The sequence below is a fragment of the Myroides sp. C15-4 genome (assembly GCF_050522745.1).
Classification (GTDB): domain Bacteria; phylum Bacteroidota; class Bacteroidia; order Flavobacteriales; family Flavobacteriaceae; genus Flavobacterium.
On sequence record NZ_JBMVQX010000004.1, the window covers coordinates 14,758 to 35,047 of the forward strand.

Genomic DNA, 20,290 nt, shown 5'->3' on the forward strand with positions numbered 1-20,290 from the left:
GGTCATTCGCTTTGTTTGTACTAGGGGCTATTCCATTAACCTCCTGCTAAAAAGGCAAAAAGAATTGACCTAGGGCATAGCGAAAGCCCTAGAAATAATTAAATTTGTAGTTCAATTTTTAAATGAGGAACCGATCATGCTTTCAAATCGCTTTAGATTAAATGAAATGTTGGTATTTATTTACCGACTGTTTTTAGCCTTCTTTTTTTATTTTATCGCCCGTGTTTTATTTTATACATACAATAGTGATTTGCTTGCTGTTGATTCAGTAGGACAGTTTTTAAAATTGGCCTATCACGGGTTGACCTTTGATCGCATGGCTATTTTTTATGTCAATGGATTATTTATCCTGTTGTCGATCGTGCCTATTTTTAAAAGCACGACCAAAGGGTACCAAAAAGTAGTGTTTTGGAGCTATATCATTCCGAATTTACTGGCCTATGCCACCAATTTTATTGATTTTATCTACTATCGTTTTATCTATGCGCGTACGACAATTGCCGTTTTTGACAGCTTAGAACACGAATCAAATAAAGGACAATTGTTTTTGAACTTCTTGGTGAACTATTGGCATGTATTTGCCTTGTGCATTGGTCTTTGTGTCTTGTGGGTTTACTTGTACAAGCGCGTAAAATTTACCCAACCACTTGAATTGCCAACGAAGAAGAATTACTTCCTCTCTAGTGCCGTTATATTTGTTGTGGTATGTGTTGGCTTTATCGCTGGGGTACGTGGAGATTTAAAGAAAACAACACGTCCATTAAATATCATTGATGCCAATCGACATGTAGAGAAACCAGAACATGCAGATATCGTTTTAAATACGCCTTTTGCCATTTTGCGCACCATTGGTAAAACAAGCTTTAAAAAGGTAGAATTCATGGATCAAGCGACATTAGATCGCTATGTAAGTGGTCAAAAACACTATGAAGGCCATGATCCTGCTACACCCAATATTGTCTTGTTTATTACAGAGAGTTACGCAAGAGAATACGTAGGCGCTTTTAATGAAGACATGAATATTCCCAACTATAAAAGTTATACGCCTTTTATTGACTCTTTGTCCCAACATAGCTTGATTTTTCCCAATGCCTTTGCTAATGGATATAAATCAATTCACGGGATGTCTTCAGTCATTGCAGGGATACCGTCTTTCAAAGATGCATTTACCTCGTCGCCTTTTCCAAAACAAAAAATAGAATCCTTGGTTTCTACGCTGAAATCAAAGGGATATGATACGTCTTTTTTCCATGGTGCTCCCAATGGTTCAATGGGATTCTTAGGCTTTGGAAATATCTTGGGATATGATCATTACTATGGAAAAACAGAATACAATAACGATGAAGATTTTGACGGTACATGGGGGATCTGGGACGAACCTTTTTTCCAATACATGCGTCAAACGTTGAATGAGAAGAAAGGACCTTTCTTTGCAACGTTATTCACCGTTTCCTCTCACGAACCGTTTCAGGTACCTGAGCAATATAAAGGGAAATTTCCAAAGGGAAATCAGCAAATCCACCAAACGGTTGGCTATACGGATTATGCATTTAAACGCTTTTTTGAAGAAAGTAGCAAAGAGCCGTGGTTTAAAAACACCATTTTCGTTATTACAGCCGATCATACCAATCAAATTGACTACGATGAATACCGTAAATTGGTGAATCGAACAGCTGTTCCAATTTTATTCTATACCGCAGACGAACGCTACAAAGGAGTAAATAAAGAATTAGCCCAACAAATTGATATTTACCCAACGTTATTGGATATGATAGGGTATGATAAACCCTTCAGAAGCTGGGGCAGAAGCTTGTTGAATGACAGTATCGTTAAGCCTTTTACTATTAATTACGGAGCCAATGAATATACCTACCAGGAAGGAAACTATATCGTTCGATTCAATGGAAAAGAAGTAACGGGATTCTATGCCATCAATGATAAAGGCTTGGAGCATAATTTGATTCAAAACAAGAACAAAGAAATGCAAGAATTGGAAATGAAGTGTAAAGCCTTTATTCAAGATTACTTTAATCGAATTATTGATAAGCGTTTGGATAAGTAAAATTGGAGAAGGGAGAAGGGAGAAGGGTGAGTGGTGAGTGGTGAATCATTTCCCATCTCTCATTTCCCATCTCCATTAACTATTTAAAATACGAAAAAGTCTCTCCGTTTTCGATTTGCAGTAAGGTATGGTAAATTAATTGGATTGTATGTTCCACATCCTGTTGGTGAATCATTTCTACCGTGGTGTGCATATAGCGCAACGGCAAAGAAATCAAAGCCGAAGCCACTCCACCATTGCTATAAGCAAAAGCATCAGTATCTGTACCTGTTACACGAGATAAGGCATTGCGTTGAAAGGGAATTTGGTTGTTTGTTGCTGTTTGTTCGATTAAGGCACGCAGCTTGTTTTGCACAGCAGGTGCATAAGCAATAACAGGTCCTTGTCCGATGGTGTTGTCTCCTTCGATGTTTTTGTCTACCATAGGAGTATTAGAATCGTGACATACATCGGTTACAATCGCCACATTGGGTTTTAAGGTTTGCGTAATCATTTCAGCACCGCGTAATCCCACTTCTTCTTGTACAGCATTGACGATATAGAGGCCAAAAGGCAATTCTTTTTTGTTTTCTTTTAGTAAACGCGCCACTTCGGCAATCATAAAACCTCCAATGCGGTTATCTAATGCTCTACAAACCCAGCGTTTGTTGTTTAAGATGGTAAACGTATCAGGATAGGTAATTACACAACCAATGTGAATCCCTAGATCCAATACTTCTTGCTTGGTGTCACAACCTACATCGATAAAATTTGTTTCAATTTTTGGCGCTTCTTCTTTTCCTGCTCTATTTCGGATGTGAATCGCTGGCCATCCAAAGACACCCTCAACAATTCCATTAGCCGTATGGATATTCACGCGTTTAGATGGCGCAATCATATGGTCGCTACCGCCATTGCGAACGACGTGTATAAAACCGTTATCTGTGATGTGTTTGACATACCAAGAGATTTCATCTGCATGTCCTTCAATCACCACTTTATATGGTGCATCGGGATTGATGACACCTACCGCATTGCCATAGGTATCTGTGATAAAAGTATCTACATAAGGACGTAAGTAGTCCATCCAAAGCTTTTGGCCTATGTATTCATGGCCCGTTGGAGAAGCATTATTCAAATAGGTTTCCAAAAAAGCAAGGGATTCCTGATTTAATATTGTATTTTTATCCATGATTATTTTTTACACGAATGTACTGATTCGCTAGTGAATACTCAATCTAATTCTTTACATTTGGTTATATTTTTAACACATGAAAAAGCTTTATTTCTATTTTCTAGTATTCTTTGTCGTGCCTTCTGCCTATGCTCAGGAAGAACTCTTAAAGCCAGTACCTGCACTTATACCGAGTATTGAAGAAGGGACTGATACGCTAAGGTACAGTATTCCAGAAATATACATTGGGTCAAATGAAAAAGAGGAACGCTATCGTCAGGATATGAATATTCTGCGTAATCGCATTCGCAGGGTGTATCCGTATGCGCGAGCCACAGCAGAAAACCTGATGATACTAAATGAAAACCTGGAAAAATTAGAAACAAAAAAGCAACGAAGACAGTACATCAAAGGATCTCAAAAGTATTTGGAAAGCCAATTTAAAGAGCGATTAAAGAAGTTGTCACGCAAAGATGGTAAGATTTTATTGAAACTTATCCACCGTGAAACAGGGGAAACTACCTTTGCTTTAATCAAGGAATTTAGAAGTGGATGGACGGCTTTTTGGTCCAATACAACGGCGAAGACCTTTAGTTTAGATTTAAAGTCAGAATATCATCCGGACAGTGATTTGCAGGATTTTTATCTTGAAACCCAATTGCAGTATTTATTTTACAACTACCAGTTGGATTACAGTAGGGGAAAAGAGAATATTGATTTCAATGCTTTGAGAAAAATGTGGAAGCTCAAGATTTCCGACCAAGAGTTTTTTCCAATTGAATTAAGGGAATAATTTTGGCTTTCTAAAAATTAAGCTACCTTTGCATTAATAGTGATTTTATGGAACAATTTATCGTATCAGCAAGAAAATATAGACCGCAAACTTTTCAAGAGGTTGTAGGACAGCAAGCCATTACCAATACCTTAGTAAATGCTATTGAGAGCAATCACTTAGCACAGGCATTGTTGTTTACAGGCCCAAGAGGAGTAGGGAAAACCACTTGTGCGCGTATTTTGGCTCGTAAGATCAATCAGGTAGGCTATGATGATCCAACTGAAGATTTTACGTTTAATGTATTCGAATTGGATGCTGCGTCGAATAACTCTGTAGATGACATTCGAAATTTAATCGATCAGGTGCGTATCCCGCCCCAAACAGGAAAGTACAAAGTGTATATTATAGACGAGGTGCATATGTTGTCAACGGCAGCATTCAATGCCTTTCTAAAAACATTAGAAGAACCGCCTCGTCACGCTATCTTTATCTTAGCAACCACAGAAAAACACAAGATCATTCCAACGATTTTGTCGCGTTGTCAAATCTTTGATTTCAAACGCATTACTATTGCAGATGCCGCTGATCATTTGGCTTTAGTGGCAAATAGCCAAGGGATTACCTATGAGAGTGATGCCTTGCGTATCATTGCACAGAAAGCCGATGGTGCCATGCGCGATGCGTTGTCTATTTTTGACCGTGTGGTGTCGTATTGTGGTAAAAATCTTACCAGACAAGCTGTTGCGGAGAATTTGAATGTACTTGATTTTGAGTACTATATTCGCGTAACTGATTTGATATTAGCCAATAATATTCCAGCATTGCTGACCTCTTTTGATGCTATTTTAGCCAAGGGATTTGATGCACAACACTTTATTGCCGGATTGGCGTCTCACTTCAGAAACTTAATGGTGTGTAAAACACCAGAAACCGCCTCGCTTTTAGAAGTAGGAGAACACGGAAGGCAACTATTTGATCAACAAGCGCAAAAAGCTAGTGTAGGCTTATTGCTGGAAGCGATTGATTTGGCTAATGAGGCAGATTTAAAATATAAAGCCAGTCAAAATCAGCGTTTATTAGTGGAATTGTGTTTAATGAAATTAGCGTCTTTATCTTACGAAGGCGAAAAAAAAAAGATAAATCTTTCATAATTCCTGCTACAGTACTCGAAACCATTGATTTAACAACTACAGTACTGCCAGAGTTAACTCAAGCAGTGGTTCATCAAGCAGCTCAACCTGCAATAGAGCCTAAAGGAGAAGCTCAGCAAGTGGAAGTAGTTGTGCAGGCTCAACCTGTTGTTGATTTGCCCGTAGAGCAAGCAGCAGAGCAGCAGAAACAAGAAGAAACGCTTGTTGTGCCAACACAACCAGTAAGCAGTGCAACGCATCAAACCACAGCAACAATTCCAGCACCCCTAGAATCAGGAGTAGCAGCTAAAATAGAACAAGTAGCAGCATCACCCGAAGTAGCGTCCTTAGATAAGTTGGACTTTGGACAGGGAACACCACCTCCTGCAGAGAAAAAGGTATCAGCACTTTCGCTATCCAGTATTCGAGCACGTAAGGAAATGGAGTCTTCTTTAGAGAAAAAAGTGGTTAATCCCGATGATCTACCTAAAGAGCCTTTTACCAAGGAAAAGCTGATGGAAGAGTGGGATAAATACGCAGAAAAATTAGCTCGTTCGGGCTTTATGTTGATGTCTTCCTTGATGGGGATGGTTCCTCCAGTAGTCAACGGAACATCTGTTTCCCTAGAAATGCCGAATGAAGGATCAAAATTGAGCTTTGACGAGAATAAGTTTGATTTAGTCAATTACCTGCGTAAAAAGTTGAATAATTACGATTTAGAAATCGAAATTATCGTCAACGAAGAAGTAAAAATTCAAAAGAAAATACTAGATAAAGAAGATAAATTAGTTCGTTTTATCGAGCTTAATCCTGCCATGCAATACATGAAAGAAATCTTTGATCTAGAGTTTAAATACTAGTAAAATATAATCGTTATGATTAAAATTGGACATGATAATACGTTAAAAGTGGCAAGAAAGACGAGCATTGGTTTGTATTTAACCGATGGGGAGACCGATATTCTATTGCCAAACAAATACGTCCCTAAAAATATTGAAGTAGATGATGAAATCGTTGTTTTTGTCTACTTAGATCAGGAAGAAAGACCTGTTGCTACGACACTAGAACCTCATATTTACTGCAATGAATTTGCTTTGTTAAAGGTGAGTTTTACCAATCAATTTGGTGCATTTTTGGATATGGGATTGGAAAAAGACCTTTTTGTTCCCTTTGCAGAACAAGCACGCCCAATGAAAGAGGGTAATTATTACTTGGTTTACATGCAGTTAGACGAAAAGTCAAATCGCTTGGTGGGATCGAGTCGTTTAAACCAGTTCTTAAACAATGATGAGATTACAGTAGCTGTGGGAGAAGAAGTAGAGCTAGTCGTTTCTCATATTACGGATTTGGGGATTAATGTTATCATCAATGAACAGCACAAGGGCTTGATGTATAAGAACGAAGTTTTTGAAGACTTGAGAACGGGAGACCGTATTTTGGGGTATATCAAAATGATACGACCAGACGGCAAAATTGACGTGTCTCGCACTCGAGTAGGTGTAGAGGCAATTAACGATGGTGCAGCGCAAATTTTAGCGGCTTTAGAAGAGAATAACGGCTTTTTAGGCCTATCAGATAGCAGTCACCCCGAAGACATTAAAACGGTGCTCAATATGAGTAAGAAGATGTTTAAAAAAGCCATTGGTGGACTCTATAAGGAAAAGAAAATAGAGATTAAAGAAAATGGCATTTACCTTTTGAAATAAAAAGATAAAAAAAACGAGATACAAAAACAAAAAGCACCTGATTTTCAGGTGCTTTTTGTTTTTGTATTCAAGTGATTGTTTAGGTTAAGCTCGGTTAAAAGGGGACATATTCGGGACTAAGAAGAGGGGTTTCATTGGCTAGCTTTGCGTTGAATTTGGGCGTATCGCGATTTTTTAACAGTTAAAAGCACTTTTTTTTGCTGGTTAAAAGAGTAAAAATCAGTATATTGAATTCGAATTACAAAGAACCTCAGTGTAAAGCGAATCAAGATCGCAGTAAAACGCAAGGAAGTAAACGGCGAATCCTGTAGCCAATCCGCTACTTCTTTCCTTTGTTCTTCAAAAAGAGTCATCTCTTATTGCATAGGAAGCTGTATTTAATAATTTTTTTTTATTAGAATTCCGCATTTTTAGTCCCTATAAAATATCATTTCTTGTTAATAAAGGTTTAATTTATATCCTATTTTATCTAATTAGTAGGATTTAACTTTTCCTTGGCTGCTTATAATCTACATAAATTTAGATATAAAAATATTTTCAATAAAAATATTCATATATTTATCAGATATAAATAGTTTTATATTTATGAAATCAAAGCAGGTAGGGGGTTTGGAGAAGAGAGATGGGAGATTGGAAATCGTAGCGCAGCGAAGATTCATCGAACACCAGAACAAAATATAAGCTAGGTGAGATAAACCGAAACGCAGTGTAGGTTCATCGAACATGAAAATCCCAGCATCTAAAGTGAACCCATGCTTTGTATAAACAGAAATAAAAAGATTTAGATTATTAACAACCATAAGAATGAACAAAACAAACAATTTCAATTCTCCCGGATTACGTTTTAGGGAGGCAATGCAGAAGGAAAGTCCCCTCCAAATTGTTGGAGCGATCAATGCGAATCACGCATTATTGGCTCAACAAGCAGGATTTAATGCTATTTATTTATCAGGAGGTGGTGTTGCAGCGGGATCATTAGGCGTACCAGATTTGGGGATTACCACATTGGAAGACGTTTTAATTGATGTACAACGCATTACCAACATATGTGATTTACCGCTAATGGTAGATGTGGATACAGGATTTGGTCCATCGGCATTTAACGTAGCAAGAACGGTAAAATCGTTAATTAAAGCTGGGGCAGCTGCCTTACATATAGAAGATCAAGTCGGAGCAAAACGCTGTGGTCACCGCCCAGGAAAAGAGGTGGTGAGTATGCAAGAGATGGTAGATCGCATTAAATCTGCTGTTGATGCACGTACAGATGAGCATTTCGTTATTGGAGCTCGTACGGATGCTTTTGCGAATGAGGGATTAGAACGTACCTTAGAACGCGCGATTGCTTATAAAGAGGCAGGGGCAGATTTCATCTTTGCTGAAGCAGTGCCAGATTTGAGCTTTTACCAAAAATTTGTCGATGCTACCGGTATTCCAGTACTAGCGAATATTACAGAATTCGGTATGATCAAAATGTATACGGTAGAAGAACTAAAAGCAGCGGGTGTTGGTTTAGTGCTATATCCTCTTTCTGCTTTCCGCGCAGCGAATAAAGCGGCTCTTAATGTTTACAATCACATTCGTCAAGAAGGTACACAAGCCCAAGTTTTAGATACCATGCAAACACGTGAGGAGTTATACAGCAGTATCAACTACCATGATTATGAACAAAAATTAAACAACCTATTTAAAAAACAATAAGCATGTCAAACAACGAAACAAGCTTCAAACCAAAGAAAAGTGTTGCACTGTCTGGCGTTGCAGCTGGTAATACAGCCTTGTGTAGCGTAGGAAAAAGCGGAAATGATTTATACTATAGAGGATATAATATACTAGACTTAGCAGAGAACGCAACTTTTGAAGAAGTAGCTTATCTATTGATATACGGTCAATTACCGAATGAAGCTCAGCTGAGAAATTACAAAGCAAAATTAAAATCGCTACGCGGTTTGCCTAAATCGGTGCGCAGTATTTTAAAAAATATACCTGCAGCCGCGCATCCAATGGATGTTATGCGTTCCATGGTATCTGCAATCGGAACGATTCAACCAGAGAAAGATGACCACAACACAGCTGGTGCAAGAGATATTGCTGATAAATTATTAGCTTCTTTTGGTTCTGGATTATTGTATTGGTATCACTATACACATAACGGAAAAGAAATCGAGGTAGAAACAGATGATGATACAATCGGCGGACACTTTTTACACCTGTTACACGGTGAAAAACCAGCTGAATCCTGGGTAAAAGCGATGCAAGTATCGTTAATTCTATATGCAGAACACGAATTTAATGCTTCTACTTTTACTAGCCGTGTAATTGCGGGAACAAACTCAGACTTTTATTCTTGTGTTACGGGGGCTATTGGTGCGTTACGCGGACCAAAACACGGGGGAGCAAACGAAGTGGCTTTTGAAATCCAAAGCCGCTATAACGATGCAGATCAAGCCGAAGCAGACATCAGAAAACGCGTAGAGAATAAAGAGGTAATTATCGGTTTCGGTCACCCTGTATACACCATTTCTGACCCGAGAAATATCGTGATTAAGAAAGTCGCAGAACAGCTATCACAAGAAGCTGGCGATATGCTTTTATACGATATCGCAGAACGCCTAGAAAGCGTCATGTGGGAGGAGAAAAAGATGTTCCCGAATTTAGACTGGTTCTCAGCCGTATCTTACCACCAAATGGGTGTACCTACGTTAATGTTTACTCCACTTTTTGTTATTTCTCGTATTACAGGATGGAGCGCTCACATTATGGAGCAACGTCAGGATGGAAAAATTATTCGTCCTAGTGCAAACTATGTAGGACCAGAGAACAAAGAATTTGTTTCAATCAAAAACAGAAAATAATTTAATAACTAAAAAAATAAAATTTTAAAATGTCATTACACATTTCAAACGAACGACCACAACCAGATCAAGTATTAGTGGACATTGCGGATTACGTATTAAACTATGAGATTAAGAATGATTTAGCTTGGAAAACAGCACACTACTGTCTATTAGACACGATTGGATGTGGGTTGGAAGCTTTAACATACCCTGCATGTACTAAATTATTAGGACCTGTAGTAAAAGGAACAATCGTTCCTAATGGAGCTAAAGTTCCTGGAACACAATTCCAATTAGATCCGATTCAAGCGGCTTTCAATATTGGAACAATTGTGCGTTGGTTAGATTTTAACGATACTTGGTTAGCAGCAGAGTGGGGACACCCTTCAGATAACTTAGGAGGTATTTTAGCTACTGCGGATTGGTTATCAAGAACGAATATTGCAGAAGGGAAAGCACCTTTAAAAATGAAACAAGTTCTAGAAGCAATGATCATGGCACACGAAGTGCAAGGGGTAATGGCTTTAGAAAACTCGTTCAACCGAGTAGGATTAGACCACGTACTATTAGTAAAATTAGCTTCTACAGCTGTTGTAGGTAAGTTAATTGGGCTAACACGCGATGAGCTAATCAATGCTATTTCATTAGCTTTCGTAGACGGACAAGCGTTGAGAACCTACCGTCACGCACCAAATACAGGAAGCCGTAAATCATGGGCTGCTGGAGATGCAACTTCTCGTGCAGTTCGCTTAGCTTTAACAGCTAAAACGGGTGAAATGGGATATCCATCTGTATTAACTGCTAAAACTTGGGGATTCTATGACGTTTCTTTCAAAGGAAATGCATTCAAATTCCAAAGAGATTACGGTTCTTACGTTATGGAGAATGTATTATTCAAAATTTCATTCCCTGCAGAGTTCCACTCACAAACAGCAGTTGAAGCAGCGATGACATTGCATGCAAAACTAAAAGAATTAGGAAAATCTACGGAAGATATTAAGAAGATCACGATTCGCACGCACGAAGCGGCTATTCGTATCATCGATAAAAAAGGTCCATTAGATAACCCTGCGGATCGCGACCACTGTCTTCAATACATGATTGCTGTTCCATTAATCTACGGAAGATTAACAGCTGCAGATTACGAAGATAATATCGCTTCTGATGCGAGAATCGACGTATTACGCGACAAAATGGAGTGTGTGGAAGATATTCAATTTACAAAAGACTACCACGATCCAGAAAAACGATCTATTGCTAACGCATTGACAATTACCTTTAATGATGGGTCTTCAATTGACGAAGTAGTAGTAGAATATCCAATCGGACACAAACGCAGAAGAGAAGAAGGTATTCCTGAATTAATCAAGAAATACAAAATTAACTTAGCACGCGTTTACCCAGAAAAACAACAACGAGTAGTAATGGAAAACTCTTTAGATTACAACACTTTGATTGATCTAAATGTAAATGAGTTTGTTGACCTACTAGTTATCTAAGCTTATAAAATAAACAAGAGTTGATTGGAAGATCAACTCTTGTTCCTTAACAAGCAACCACCAACCAATAAATTATGAAAATTATGTCACAAAAAATAAAACTATTTGTAAATGGAGCGTTTACAGAAAGTAAAACTACTGCGTATTTACCTGTCGAAAATCCAGCAAATCAAGATATTATAGCGGAAGTTCCACTAACAAAAATAGAAGAAATAGACGAGGCTATTGCCTTAGCTGGTGAAGCGTTTAAAACGTGGAAGGAAGTAGCAACACCAGAGCGTGCGCGCCTATTTTTAAAATACCAACATTTGCTAAAAGAGCATCAAAAGGAAATCGCTGAGATTTTAGCGACTGAAAATGGAAAAACTTTTGCAGATGCAATGGGCGATGTATGGAGAGGGATTGAAGTAGTTGAACATGCGTGTTCTATTCCTACACTTATGATGGGGGAAACGGTAGAGAACGTTGCTCGTGCAGTAGATACCTACAGCTACATTCAACCTTTGGGTGTATGTGCGGGAATTACGCCTTTTAACTTCCCAGCGATGATTCCGTTGTGGATGTTCCCAATGGCTATTGCTTGTGGAAATACCTTTATTTTGAAACCATCAGAACAAGCGCCAATGACAGCGATGAAATTGGCTGAATTATTCCAACAAGCAGGATTCCCTAAAGGTGTTTTAAACATTGTACACGGATCAAAGGATCAAGTAAATCACATTTTAAATCACGAGGATATTCGCGCGATTTCATTTGTGGGATCTGTTCCTGTAGCGGAGCATGTGTACCGTACGGGAACGCATAATTTAAAACGCGTTCAAGCATTTGGTGGAGCAAAAAACCATATGGTTGTTATGCCAGATGCAAATAAACAACAAGTAATCAATAACTTAGTTGGTGCTTCTTGTGGAGCTGCAGGTCAGCGTTGTATGGCTATTAGCGTAGCAGTATTAGTAGGAGAAGCTCAAAACTGGGTAAATGAAATTAAAGAAGCATTAAGCACAATTAAACCTGGGGTTTGGTCAGATGACGCAGCCGCTTATGGGCCGCTAATCAACAAGCAAGCGAAAGAAAAGGTATTGCGCTTAATTAAAAGTGGTTACGACCAAGGAGCTGAAGTATTACTTGATGGAAGTGACTGTGTTGTACCAGGCTATGAAAAAGGATATTTTGTTGGACCTACGTTATTTAATAAAGTGACAACCGATATGGATATCTACAAAGAAGAAATCTTTGGACCTGCTTTACTACTTGTAACAGCAGATACGTTGGATGAAGCTATCCAAATTATCAATGACAACCCTTATGGAAATGGTACGTCCATTTTTACTAACTCAGGTGCGGCGGCGCGTAAGTTCCAACATGAAATTCAAGTTGGGCAAATTGGAGTTAACCTTCCAATTCCAGTGCCCTTGCCATTTTTCTCTTTTACTGGATGGCGTAAGTCGTTTTTCGGGGATTTACACTCTTACGGAAAACAAGGAGTTCGCTTCTATACGGAAACCAAAACAATCACAGCGCGCTGGTTTGAAGAAGATGTGCCAGGAGGAAAGGTAAATATGACGATTAATCTTAAATAAGGGAAAGGTAGGTATTATGCAATTTAATTTAGATGAAAATCAACTAGCATTTCAAGATGCAGCAAGGAGTTTTGCAGAAAAAGAACTGGCTCCTTATGCTTCAGATTGGGATGCGAATAAGATATTTCCGCGTGAGGCGATTCAAAAAGCTGGAGAACAAGGCTTTTGTGGAGTTTATACGCGAGAAGATGTAGGTGGATTGGGTTTTTCAAGATTGGATGCTGCTATTATTTTTGAAGAATTAGCAGCGGCTTGTCCGTCGACAACTGCTTATATCACTATTCACAATATGGTGACTTGGATGATTGATGAATTTGGTAGTGAAACTATTCGACAAACGATTTGTCCACCACTTGCTGCAGGACTGAAGTTTGGTTCGTATTGTTTAACAGAACCTGATTCGGGTTCTGATGCAGCAAGTTTAAAAACAACAGCTGTAAAACAAGGGGATACCTATGTATTAAATGGGACGAAAGCGTTCATTTCTGGCGCTGGAGAAAGTGATTTCCTTGTGGTGATGGCTCGTACAGGAGAAGCTGGTCCTAAGGGCATTAGCGCTTTTGTTGTACCTGCGGATGCTCCGGGCATTAGCTTTGGAGAAAAAGAGAAAAAACTAGGGTGGAATACACAACCTACGCGTTTTGTCTTTTTTGATCAGGTTGTAATCCCAGCAGAAAACTTATTAGGGAAAGAAGGTGATGGATTTAAAATGGCTTTGAAGGGGCTTGATGGCGGACGTATCAATGTAGGTATATGTTCGGTTGGAGCTGCACAAGGGGCCTTAAATTTAGCACAGCGCTATATGCATGAGCGCATGCAGTTTGGCAAATCACTGGCTCAATTTCAAGCGTTGCAGTTTAAAATTGCAGACATGGTGACTGAACTAGTAGCTGCTAGACAAATGGTCTATTTGGCTGCGTTTAAGTTGGATACAAAAGATACCAATGCAACAACGTATTGTGCGATGGCCAAGCGTTTAGCTACAGATAATAGCTTTACGGTTTGCAACGATGCCTTGCAGTTGTTAGGTGGTTATGGCTGTACGCAAGATTTTCCAGTAGAGCGTTTGATGCGTGATGCACGTGTACATCAAATCGTAGAAGGAACCAATGAAATTATGAAATTGGTGATCTCAAGAAGAATATTAGAAGAAGGAGCAACTGCTGAAATACGTTAATGAATTGACATGAGTTTAATACTGACAGAAATAAAAAATCGCGTTGGTTTTATCACCCTAAATTCAGAGAAGACTTTAAATTCTCTGAATTTAGAGATGATAGAGACCTTAACAGCCACCATGGAAGCATGGAAAACATCAGAGGAAGTCGTTTGTATTTTTATTCAAGGAGCAGGCGAAAAAGCCCTGTGTGCAGGTGGTGATGTTCGCAGTTTATACGACAACATCATCGCGCAACGCGCGATTGATGGAACGCAAGTGCCTCAAGGGAATTTTGATTTTTTCGCTAAAGAATACGCATTGAATTACACCATCCATACGTATCCTAAACCCATTATAGTGTGGGGACATGGCATTGTAATGGGAGGCGGAATTGGCGTAATGGTGGGAGCTTCTCATCGCATCGTTACAGAGCGAAGTAAACTGGCTATGCCTGAAATTACAATTGGTCTGTTTCCCGATGTAGGAGCAACTTGGTTCTTAAACCGCATGCCATCGGCTTATGGCGTGTATTTGGGATTGACAGGTGCGCGTTTAGATGCTGCAGATTGTCGTTTCTTGGGATTGGCGGATTACTATATGGAAGCTGTTGAAAAGCAGAATGTTATCAATGCTTTGATGGAGGTAAATTGGCGTGATTCAGCAGGTGAACAAGTAGGTGAATTGTTGGCTGCTATAGCGAAAAAGTATACCGTTGGTGTATCACAAGCAGCAGAACATCAGACTTTTGTTCAACAATTTGAAGGAGTTCAAACGCTCGAAGCGTTTCGTACTATTTTAACTGACGCAGCAAAAGATAGTTGGATCGAAGCAGGCGTACAGAGTTTTGAAAAAGGATCACCTAGTTCAGCGCATATTATCTTTAGACAGCTTAAAGAGGGAAAAACATACAGTCTTGAACAAGTATTTCAAACGGAATTAAACTTGGCTTGTCAATGTTGTATTCACCCTGATTTTGCCGAAGGTGTACGTGCTTTATTAGTGGACAAAGACCAATCTCCTAAATGGCAACCTGCTACTTTAGAAGATGTTACGGACGAATGGGTGGACGGATACTTCACACCTCTTTGGACGAAAGAAAATCACGTTTTAAAGAATTTAGGTAAAACCGAATAGAGTATGGCAAAAATAGCTTTTATAGGCTTAGGAAATATGGGTGGTCCAATGGCCGCCAACCTAATTAAAAAAGGCCACCAAGTAGTAGGATTTGACGTAAGCGAATCTGCTTTGAATCAATTGGTTGCCAATGGAGGAAAAGTTGCAGCAACAGCAATAGAAGTGGCACGTGGTGCTGAAGTTGTTGTATCCATGCTTCCCTCAGGAAAACACGTGGCAGATTTGTACACGGAAGAATTTATGGCTCAATTACAGCCAAATGCTGTTTTGATCGACAGTAGTACAATTGATGCAGTAACGGCACGTACAGTTGCAGCAGCAGCCGTAGCGCAAGGACATGCAATGATTGATGCACCAGTTTCTGGTGGAACAGCAGGAGCTCAAGCGGGAACATTAACTTTTATTGTCGGAGGAGCTGCACAAGATTTTGAACGTGCAAAACCGATACTAGAAGCGATGGGACAAAATATATTTTATGCAGGTGAATCAGGTGCTGGACAAGTAGCAAAAATCTGTAATAATATGTTGTTAGCCATTCATATGATTGGTACTTCAGAAGCGATAAACTTAGGGGTTCGCCATGGATTGGATCCTAAAGTATTAAGTGAAATTATGCAGAAAAGTTCGGGTAGAAACTGGTCGTTGGAAGTGTATAATCCTTATCCTGGAGTTTCTGAAAATACACCGGCGTCTAAAGGGTATGCTGGTGGTTTTGCCGTAGATTTAATGGCAAAGGATTTAGGACTAGCAGCCGAGGCAAGCTTAGATACCAAAAGCTCAACTCCTCTAGGGAACACAGCACTTAATCTGTATCGCATGTGGAGTGAAGCAGGAAATGGAAAAATTGACTTTTCGAGTATAATCAAATTTTTAAATCAGCAATAGTTATGAATTTTGAGACTTTACAATACCAACAAGAAGGATATGTTGGGACATTGACGATCAATCGTCCTGATGCATTAAATGCGTTGAATAAAACGGTATTAACAGAATTAAAATCATTTGCAGAACAGGCAAAAAACAAAGGCGATATTCGCGCTTTGATTCTTACAGGTTCTGGTGAAAAAGCTTTTGTTGCGGGCGCAGATATTAAAGCCATGCAAAGTATGACACCTCAAGAAGCAACTGAATTTTCGTATACTGCTCAGGCAGCATTTAACGCAATTGAAGCGTTGCCTTTTGCCGTAATTGCAGCAGTGAATGGATTTGCTTTAGGTGGCGGATGTGAATTAGCACTGTCCTGTGATATTATTTTAGCGAGTGAAAAGGCTAAATTTGGTTTACCTGAATCTACCCTTGGTTTATTGCCTTGTTTTGGTGGAACCCAACGTTTACCAAGAGCTATTGGACTTTACAAAGCAAAGGAAATGGTATTTACAGGCGATTTTTATTCAGCTGCTGCTTGTGAAGCGATGGGATTTGTCAATCGCGTGGTTGCAGCAGAAGATTTATTAAATCAAGCTAAGACAATGGCTCAAACAATTGCTTCTAGAGGACCAATTGCAGTAGCAAAAGCTAAAGCATCCATGCATACAGGTTATGATTTGACTTTAGCTGATGGATTAAAACAAGAAGGAGCGCTTTTTGGCACCTTGTTTAACACATCGGATCAAAAAGAAGGAATTGGCGCTTTTATTGAAAAAAGAAAGCCTGATTTCCAAGGGAAATAATTGCATTTAGCACAGATAAAAAAAGGGCGTACTACCATGGTAATACGCCCTTTTTTGTTATATGTTACTTATTATAAAATTGAAGCTCTGAGTTCTTCTGCTGATTTGGGTGATAAATAGCCCAAGGGAATATCAAAGACCGTTTTAGCTCCGCTATGTCCTTCTTTGGCCATTTTGGCTATTGCACGCGAAAATGCAACTAATACAGAAGCAGTAAACGCGGGATTACTCTCTAATTTTAATCCAAACTCAAGGTGTTGTTGATTTCCGTCGCCTGTTTCTCCAGCGCGCAAAACAAAACCACCATGAGGCATCGCACTGTGATCGCGCTTTAATTCTTCTTCAGAAATAAAGGAAACAGTGGTATGGTAGGGTTCAAAATAATTGGGCATCGTTTTAATTGCCTGTTCAATTTGTTGTTGATCTGCTCCATCTTCCGCTACGACGTAACAAACACGTTGGTGTTTTTCTGCAGCAGTAAAGGTTGGGTTTGAACCTGAACGAACTTGTTCAAGTGCCTCCTCTATTGGTAAGGTATATTGTACGCCATTTTTTACACCTGCTAAACGGCGAATGGCGTCGGAATGCCCTTGACTTAATCCTTTTCCCCAAAAGGTATACGTTTCTCCTTGAGGTAAGATAGTCTCTCCAATCAAGCGCAACATAGAAAATAAGCCAGGATCCCATCCTGTGGAAATTAAGCTTAAGGTTTGATTAGCCTGTGCACATTGATTAACTTTTGCAAAATAAGTGGGAATTTCTCCGTGATTGTCAAAACTATCAACCGTATTAAAATTAGTGGCTAATTGAATGACTTGCTCCGGTAAATCCGTAGACGAACCGCCACAAAGAACCATAACATCAATTTTACCTTTATAATCAAGTACTTGATCTAAAGCAACCACTGTTGACGTGGAAGGAATGGTTTCAGGTGATCGTCGCGTAAAAATGGCTACGAGCTCCAAATCAGCGTTTTGTTGAATTGCTTGTTCTACGCCTTTTCCTAAATTACCATAACCTACAATTCCGATGCGAATAGGGGATATTGAGTGTGTCATATTTTTTAATTTTAGCAACAATTGCTTCTTTTAGTTCAAAGTGCCCAAAAGTACTCAAAAGTTTAGAGACATCGGTATTCCTGCCTTTTTATTTCTCGCAGTGAATAGATCCTTCATCTCTCTGAGTAGCGCGTGGCGGTCTTTGTTGGAATACCTGGATTTTGGGGTAAAATAAGACCCGGAACTAAAGCAATATTCGCTGGGCTTACCTGAACACTATAACTTTCGATATAATCCCTATCGGTAATGCTTCCTGATCTTTGAATGTAGATTTCTTTTATTTCCCCTACTTGAAGTAGATGAATTTCTGATTTAAGCCTTTCATTTTTATTAGATTTTGCTATCACGTGGACGAACATCGGAGAATTAGCCTTTAACGTAACTAAAAATAAGAAGAAAGTGGTCCGCGGTGTTATACTTGGATGGACTGATGGCCCTAAATACTGAATACTGGCCTCTGACGTTTTTAGCTCATTCGAATCTTTTGTGCAACTACTTACTCCGATGCAAATTAACAAGACCACAAGGATATGGATGTATTTTTTCATGATATATTATTTTAAACACCTCAAAGTAGCTGAAAGAATTATTTACTGTTGTGTAAAAGGTATATTTAACAAATTAATGACAGAATAGTATTCTTTGTTAGGACTGTAGGTGAATATGTTATTCCATGCTTCTTTGAATTCTCAAAATAGAAACGCTTGTTTACTAGTTTGGAGCGCAAGAGGCGTTTAGGTTAAACCTCTCCAAAAAGGAGTCAATTTTCTCCAATTTGACTTGTGTTTTAAGGCTTATTTTGTTTTTTAAAATAGAATATTTATTTCCTGTATTTTTTATTGATTTTTAGGTGATTTACTGATTTATTTTTGGTTAAAAACTTATCTTAATTGCTAATTTTTATTTTATTGTGGGTTAAATTTGTGTTTTTAATAAATTAATCTAACTATTTAAGTGAAAAGATACATCATACTAGTTTATGTGGTTTTGTCTTGTACTATGGGGAGTTTTGCCCAAAAGAAGACCACTGAATTTACTCGGGAAAATTATTTAGAAGACTTTGATTTTATCGTCAAATTGATCAAAGAACAACACCCCAATCCTTTTCGTTTTATTGCTAAAGAAAAGTTCGATGAGCAAACAACAGTCTTAAGGAATCAATTAATGGAGCGTCCAACCTTAGAGACTTTCTTTTTAGCTAATCCATTGGCCTTGATCCACGATGCACATTTGGAGTTACTCCCTGATGGTGATGTATATAGTGCTTTCATCAAGCAAGGCATGTTTTTTCCGCTCAACACTACGGTTTATGACAATCGAGTGTTTGTCAATCAGTATGTCAAAGAAGTACCCATAGGAGCAGAGCTAATTCAGGTTAATGGGCAGTCTGTTCAGGATATTATCAAACAAATACCTCCTAAGGTCGATGGGGATATTGCGGCTAGCACACAAAAAGATTTTGGTCAATATGCCTCTATACTTTTTCCTCATTCTTCGTATTTTACGATTGTTTATCGAGCGAATTCCTTAACACCTTTGCAAACAGTAAATTTGAAAGCAGTTGATTTTGATCGATTTAACTACAATAAAAATAAAAGTGTTTTACCCTTAAAAGTACTGGCTTATTCTTCGGGGATTTATGGTTCTGTGTTGGATCAAGAAACGTATCTGTTGCAGATTAATTCATTCGCTTTATCAGAAGATTATGCCTATGCAATTCTAAACACTGTATTTAGTGAGATAAAAGATAAAAAAATCAAACAGCTCATTTTAGATATCCGAGATAATAGTGGAGGCTCATTAACGAATATTCCCTTGTTTTATTCTTTTATCAGCCAGACGAAGCGTTTTGAAAATACCTATCGTTATGCGACAAAAGTTCCTTATATCAAGGTAAAGGAACATCTGATCGATGATACAAATCGATTGATGAATCGCACTGATATTACTAATTTGGACAACTATATGCAACAGCGATTTGATCAAAATGAAGCAGACGGGTTTTACTATGGAAATGATCGTTTAGAAGAGTCATATGTAGCGAATTACCCCCAAGATAAGAATGCATTTACGGGCAAGGTCATTTTGATACAAAACAACAATACAATTTCTGCAGCAGCTTATTTTGCTTATATGTTTCAACAAAATCAACGGGGTGTTATTGTGGGACAAGAAACGCGAAGTTGCAGTAATTTTACTACAGCGGCATGGTTTCTAAATTATAAATTGCCAAATACCGAATCTATTGTTGCCCTACCAAGAAGTGAAATTTTCTTCAATACAGTGGCAAACAAAGATTGTCATTGTAGAGGGGTGATTCCAGATTATTCCATTTCAGCTGATCAGTATCAACTAGGGTTACAAGAGGTAGAGGACGCTGAATTAAAAATGGCTTTATCCTTACTAAAAAAGTAAGTCATTCCGACAGGTACTATGAAGATTAATCCATGCTTGTTGTGCTCTATTTTTAGGACGAGTAGATCGAGCTTGATACCCCTTCTATTTTCAAGAGAGATATAATTTTGAAAAT

Annotated in this window: 17 protein-coding genes; 14 read left to right on the plus strand and 3 right to left on the minus strand. The window is 38.6% G+C overall.

Features of this window, described 5'->3' with window-relative positions:
- Nucleotides 1–136: 136 nt before the first annotated feature.
- Nucleotides 137–2,062, plus strand: coding sequence for an LTA synthase family protein (locus ACPDHL_RS02740; protein WP_430531274.1), 1,926 nt, complete (start codon nt 137–139; stop codon nt 2,060–2,062).
- Between the two features lie 79 nt (nt 2,063–2,141).
- On the opposite strand, the gene ACPDHL_RS02745 is transcribed toward ACPDHL_RS02740, so the two are convergent.
- Nucleotides 2,142–3,233, minus strand: a complete 1,092-nt coding sequence (locus tag ACPDHL_RS02745) for a M42 family metallopeptidase (RefSeq protein WP_430531275.1) — start codon at nt 3,231–3,233, stop codon at nt 2,142–2,144.
- A gap of 79 nt (nt 3,234–3,312) precedes the next feature.
- Between ACPDHL_RS02745 and ACPDHL_RS02750 the strand changes: the two genes are divergently transcribed.
- From ACPDHL_RS02750 to ACPDHL_RS02805, 12 genes are all read left to right on the plus strand, one after another.
- A complete protein-coding gene (locus tag ACPDHL_RS02750) occupies nt 3,313–4,008 on the plus strand; it encodes a DUF4294 domain-containing protein (protein WP_430531276.1) in 696 nt (231 codons plus the stop codon).
- A gap of 47 nt (nt 4,009–4,055) precedes the next feature.
- On the plus strand, nt 4,056–5,141 hold the full coding sequence (gene dnaX, locus ACPDHL_RS02755; protein WP_430531277.1) for a DNA polymerase III subunit gamma/tau: 1,086 nt from the start codon (nt 4,056–4,058) through the stop codon (nt 5,139–5,141).
- The gene (locus ACPDHL_RS02760; protein ID WP_430531278.1) at nt 5,078–5,980 is read left to right on the plus strand and encodes a hypothetical protein; all 903 of its coding nucleotides are present in this window, start codon (nt 5,078–5,080) and stop codon (nt 5,978–5,980) included. The genes dnaX and ACPDHL_RS02760 overlap by 64 nt, the downstream gene beginning before the upstream one ends.
- Nucleotides 5,981–5,995: 15 nt before the next feature.
- On the plus strand, nt 5,996–6,826 hold the full coding sequence (locus ACPDHL_RS02765) for a CvfB family protein (RefSeq protein ID WP_430531279.1): 831 nt from the start codon (nt 5,996–5,998) through the stop codon (nt 6,824–6,826).
- 804 nt (nt 6,827–7,630) lie between these two features.
- Complete coding sequence (gene prpB / locus ACPDHL_RS02770; protein ID WP_430531280.1) at nt 7,631–8,524, plus strand: methylisocitrate lyase; 894 nt, start codon at nt 7,631–7,633, stop codon at nt 8,522–8,524.
- Nucleotides 8,525–8,526: 2 nt separating this feature from the next.
- On the plus strand, nt 8,527–9,678 hold the full coding sequence (prpC, locus tag ACPDHL_RS02775; RefSeq protein ID WP_430531281.1) for a bifunctional 2-methylcitrate synthase/citrate synthase: 1,152 nt from the start codon (nt 8,527–8,529) through the stop codon (nt 9,676–9,678).
- A 29-nt stretch (nt 9,679–9,707) separates the two neighbouring features.
- Complete coding sequence (locus ACPDHL_RS02780; RefSeq protein WP_430531282.1) at nt 9,708–11,159, plus strand: bifunctional 2-methylcitrate dehydratase/aconitate hydratase; 1,452 nt, start codon at nt 9,708–9,710, stop codon at nt 11,157–11,159.
- Between the two features lie 83 nt (nt 11,160–11,242).
- Nucleotides 11,243–12,739, plus strand: a complete 1,497-nt coding sequence (locus ACPDHL_RS02785) for a CoA-acylating methylmalonate-semialdehyde dehydrogenase (RefSeq protein WP_430531283.1) — start codon at nt 11,243–11,245, stop codon at nt 12,737–12,739.
- A 16-nt stretch (nt 12,740–12,755) separates the two neighbouring features.
- Nucleotides 12,756–13,916 (plus strand): acyl-CoA dehydrogenase family protein, encoded by a 1,161-nt coding sequence (locus ACPDHL_RS02790; RefSeq protein WP_430531284.1) that lies wholly within the window; start codon nt 12,756–12,758, stop codon nt 13,914–13,916.
- Between the two features lie 9 nt (nt 13,917–13,925).
- The gene (locus ACPDHL_RS02795) at nt 13,926–15,032 is read left to right on the plus strand and encodes an enoyl-CoA hydratase/isomerase family protein (RefSeq protein WP_430531285.1); all 1,107 of its coding nucleotides are present in this window, start codon (nt 13,926–13,928) and stop codon (nt 15,030–15,032) included.
- 3 nt (nt 15,033–15,035) lie between these two features.
- Nucleotides 15,036–15,917, plus strand: coding sequence for a 3-hydroxyisobutyrate dehydrogenase (gene mmsB, locus ACPDHL_RS02800; protein WP_430531286.1), 882 nt, complete (start codon nt 15,036–15,038; stop codon nt 15,915–15,917).
- A gap of 2 nt (nt 15,918–15,919) precedes the next feature.
- Nucleotides 15,920–16,702 carry an enoyl-CoA hydratase/isomerase family protein gene (locus ACPDHL_RS02805; RefSeq protein WP_430531287.1) on the plus strand — a complete coding sequence of 261 codons (783 nt, stop codon included), beginning with the start codon at nt 15,920–15,922 and terminating at the stop codon, nt 16,700–16,702.
- Nucleotides 16,703–16,773: 71 nt separating this feature from the next.
- Here ACPDHL_RS02805 and ACPDHL_RS02810 read toward each other — a convergent pair whose 3' ends face one another.
- Together ACPDHL_RS02810 and ACPDHL_RS02815 are read right to left on the minus strand one after the other, a co-directional pair.
- The gene (locus tag ACPDHL_RS02810; protein ID WP_430531288.1) at nt 16,774–17,760 is read right to left on the minus strand and encodes a diaminopimelate dehydrogenase; all 987 of its coding nucleotides are present in this window, start codon (nt 17,758–17,760) and stop codon (nt 16,774–16,776) included.
- Between the two features lie 113 nt (nt 17,761–17,873).
- Nucleotides 17,874–18,308 (minus strand): hypothetical protein, encoded by a 435-nt coding sequence (locus tag ACPDHL_RS02815; RefSeq protein ID WP_430531289.1) that lies wholly within the window; start codon nt 18,306–18,308, stop codon nt 17,874–17,876.
- Nucleotides 18,309–18,714: 406 nt separating this feature from the next.
- Here ACPDHL_RS02815 and ACPDHL_RS02820 point away from each other — a divergent pair, with 406 nt between their 5' ends.
- A complete protein-coding gene (locus tag ACPDHL_RS02820; protein ID WP_430531290.1) occupies nt 18,715–20,175 on the plus strand; it encodes a S41 family peptidase in 1,461 nt (486 codons plus the stop codon).
- Nucleotides 20,176–20,290 lie beyond the last annotated feature (115 nt).

What these genes read in the sequence shown, in the direction of transcription:
- ACPDHL_RS02740 (WP_430531274.1), top strand. Translation starts at nt 137, where the DNA reads ATGCTTTCAAATCGCTTTAGATTAAATGAAATGTTGGTATTTATTTAC.
- ACPDHL_RS02745 (WP_430531275.1), bottom strand. Translation starts at nt 3,233, where the DNA reads ATGGATAAAAATACAATATTAAATCAGGAATCCCTTGCTTTTTTGGAA.
- ACPDHL_RS02750 (WP_430531276.1), top strand. Translation starts at nt 3,313, where the DNA reads ATGAAAAAGCTTTATTTCTATTTTCTAGTATTCTTTGTCGTGCCTTCT.
- dnaX (WP_430531277.1), top strand. Translation starts at nt 4,056, where the DNA reads ATGGAACAATTTATCGTATCAGCAAGAAAATATAGACCGCAAACTTTT.
- ACPDHL_RS02765 (WP_430531279.1), top strand. Translation starts at nt 5,996, where the DNA reads ATGATTAAAATTGGACATGATAATACGTTAAAAGTGGCAAGAAAGACG.
- prpB (WP_430531280.1), top strand. Translation starts at nt 7,631, where the DNA reads ATGAACAAAACAAACAATTTCAATTCTCCCGGATTACGTTTTAGGGAG.
- prpC (WP_430531281.1), top strand. Translation starts at nt 8,527, where the DNA reads ATGTCAAACAACGAAACAAGCTTCAAACCAAAGAAAAGTGTTGCACTG.
- ACPDHL_RS02780 (WP_430531282.1), top strand. Translation starts at nt 9,708, where the DNA reads ATGTCATTACACATTTCAAACGAACGACCACAACCAGATCAAGTATTA.
- ACPDHL_RS02785 (WP_430531283.1), top strand. Translation starts at nt 11,243, where the DNA reads ATGTCACAAAAAATAAAACTATTTGTAAATGGAGCGTTTACAGAAAGT.
- ACPDHL_RS02790 (WP_430531284.1), top strand. Translation starts at nt 12,756, where the DNA reads ATGCAATTTAATTTAGATGAAAATCAACTAGCATTTCAAGATGCAGCA.
- ACPDHL_RS02795 (WP_430531285.1), top strand. Translation starts at nt 13,926, where the DNA reads ATGAGTTTAATACTGACAGAAATAAAAAATCGCGTTGGTTTTATCACC.
- mmsB (WP_430531286.1), top strand. Translation starts at nt 15,036, where the DNA reads ATGGCAAAAATAGCTTTTATAGGCTTAGGAAATATGGGTGGTCCAATG.
- ACPDHL_RS02805 (WP_430531287.1), top strand. Translation starts at nt 15,920, where the DNA reads ATGAATTTTGAGACTTTACAATACCAACAAGAAGGATATGTTGGGACA.
- ACPDHL_RS02810 (WP_430531288.1), bottom strand. Translation starts at nt 17,760, where the DNA reads ATGACACACTCAATATCCCCTATTCGCATCGGAATTGTAGGTTATGGT.
- ACPDHL_RS02815 (WP_430531289.1), bottom strand. Translation starts at nt 18,308, where the DNA reads ATGAAAAAATACATCCATATCCTTGTGGTCTTGTTAATTTGCATCGGA.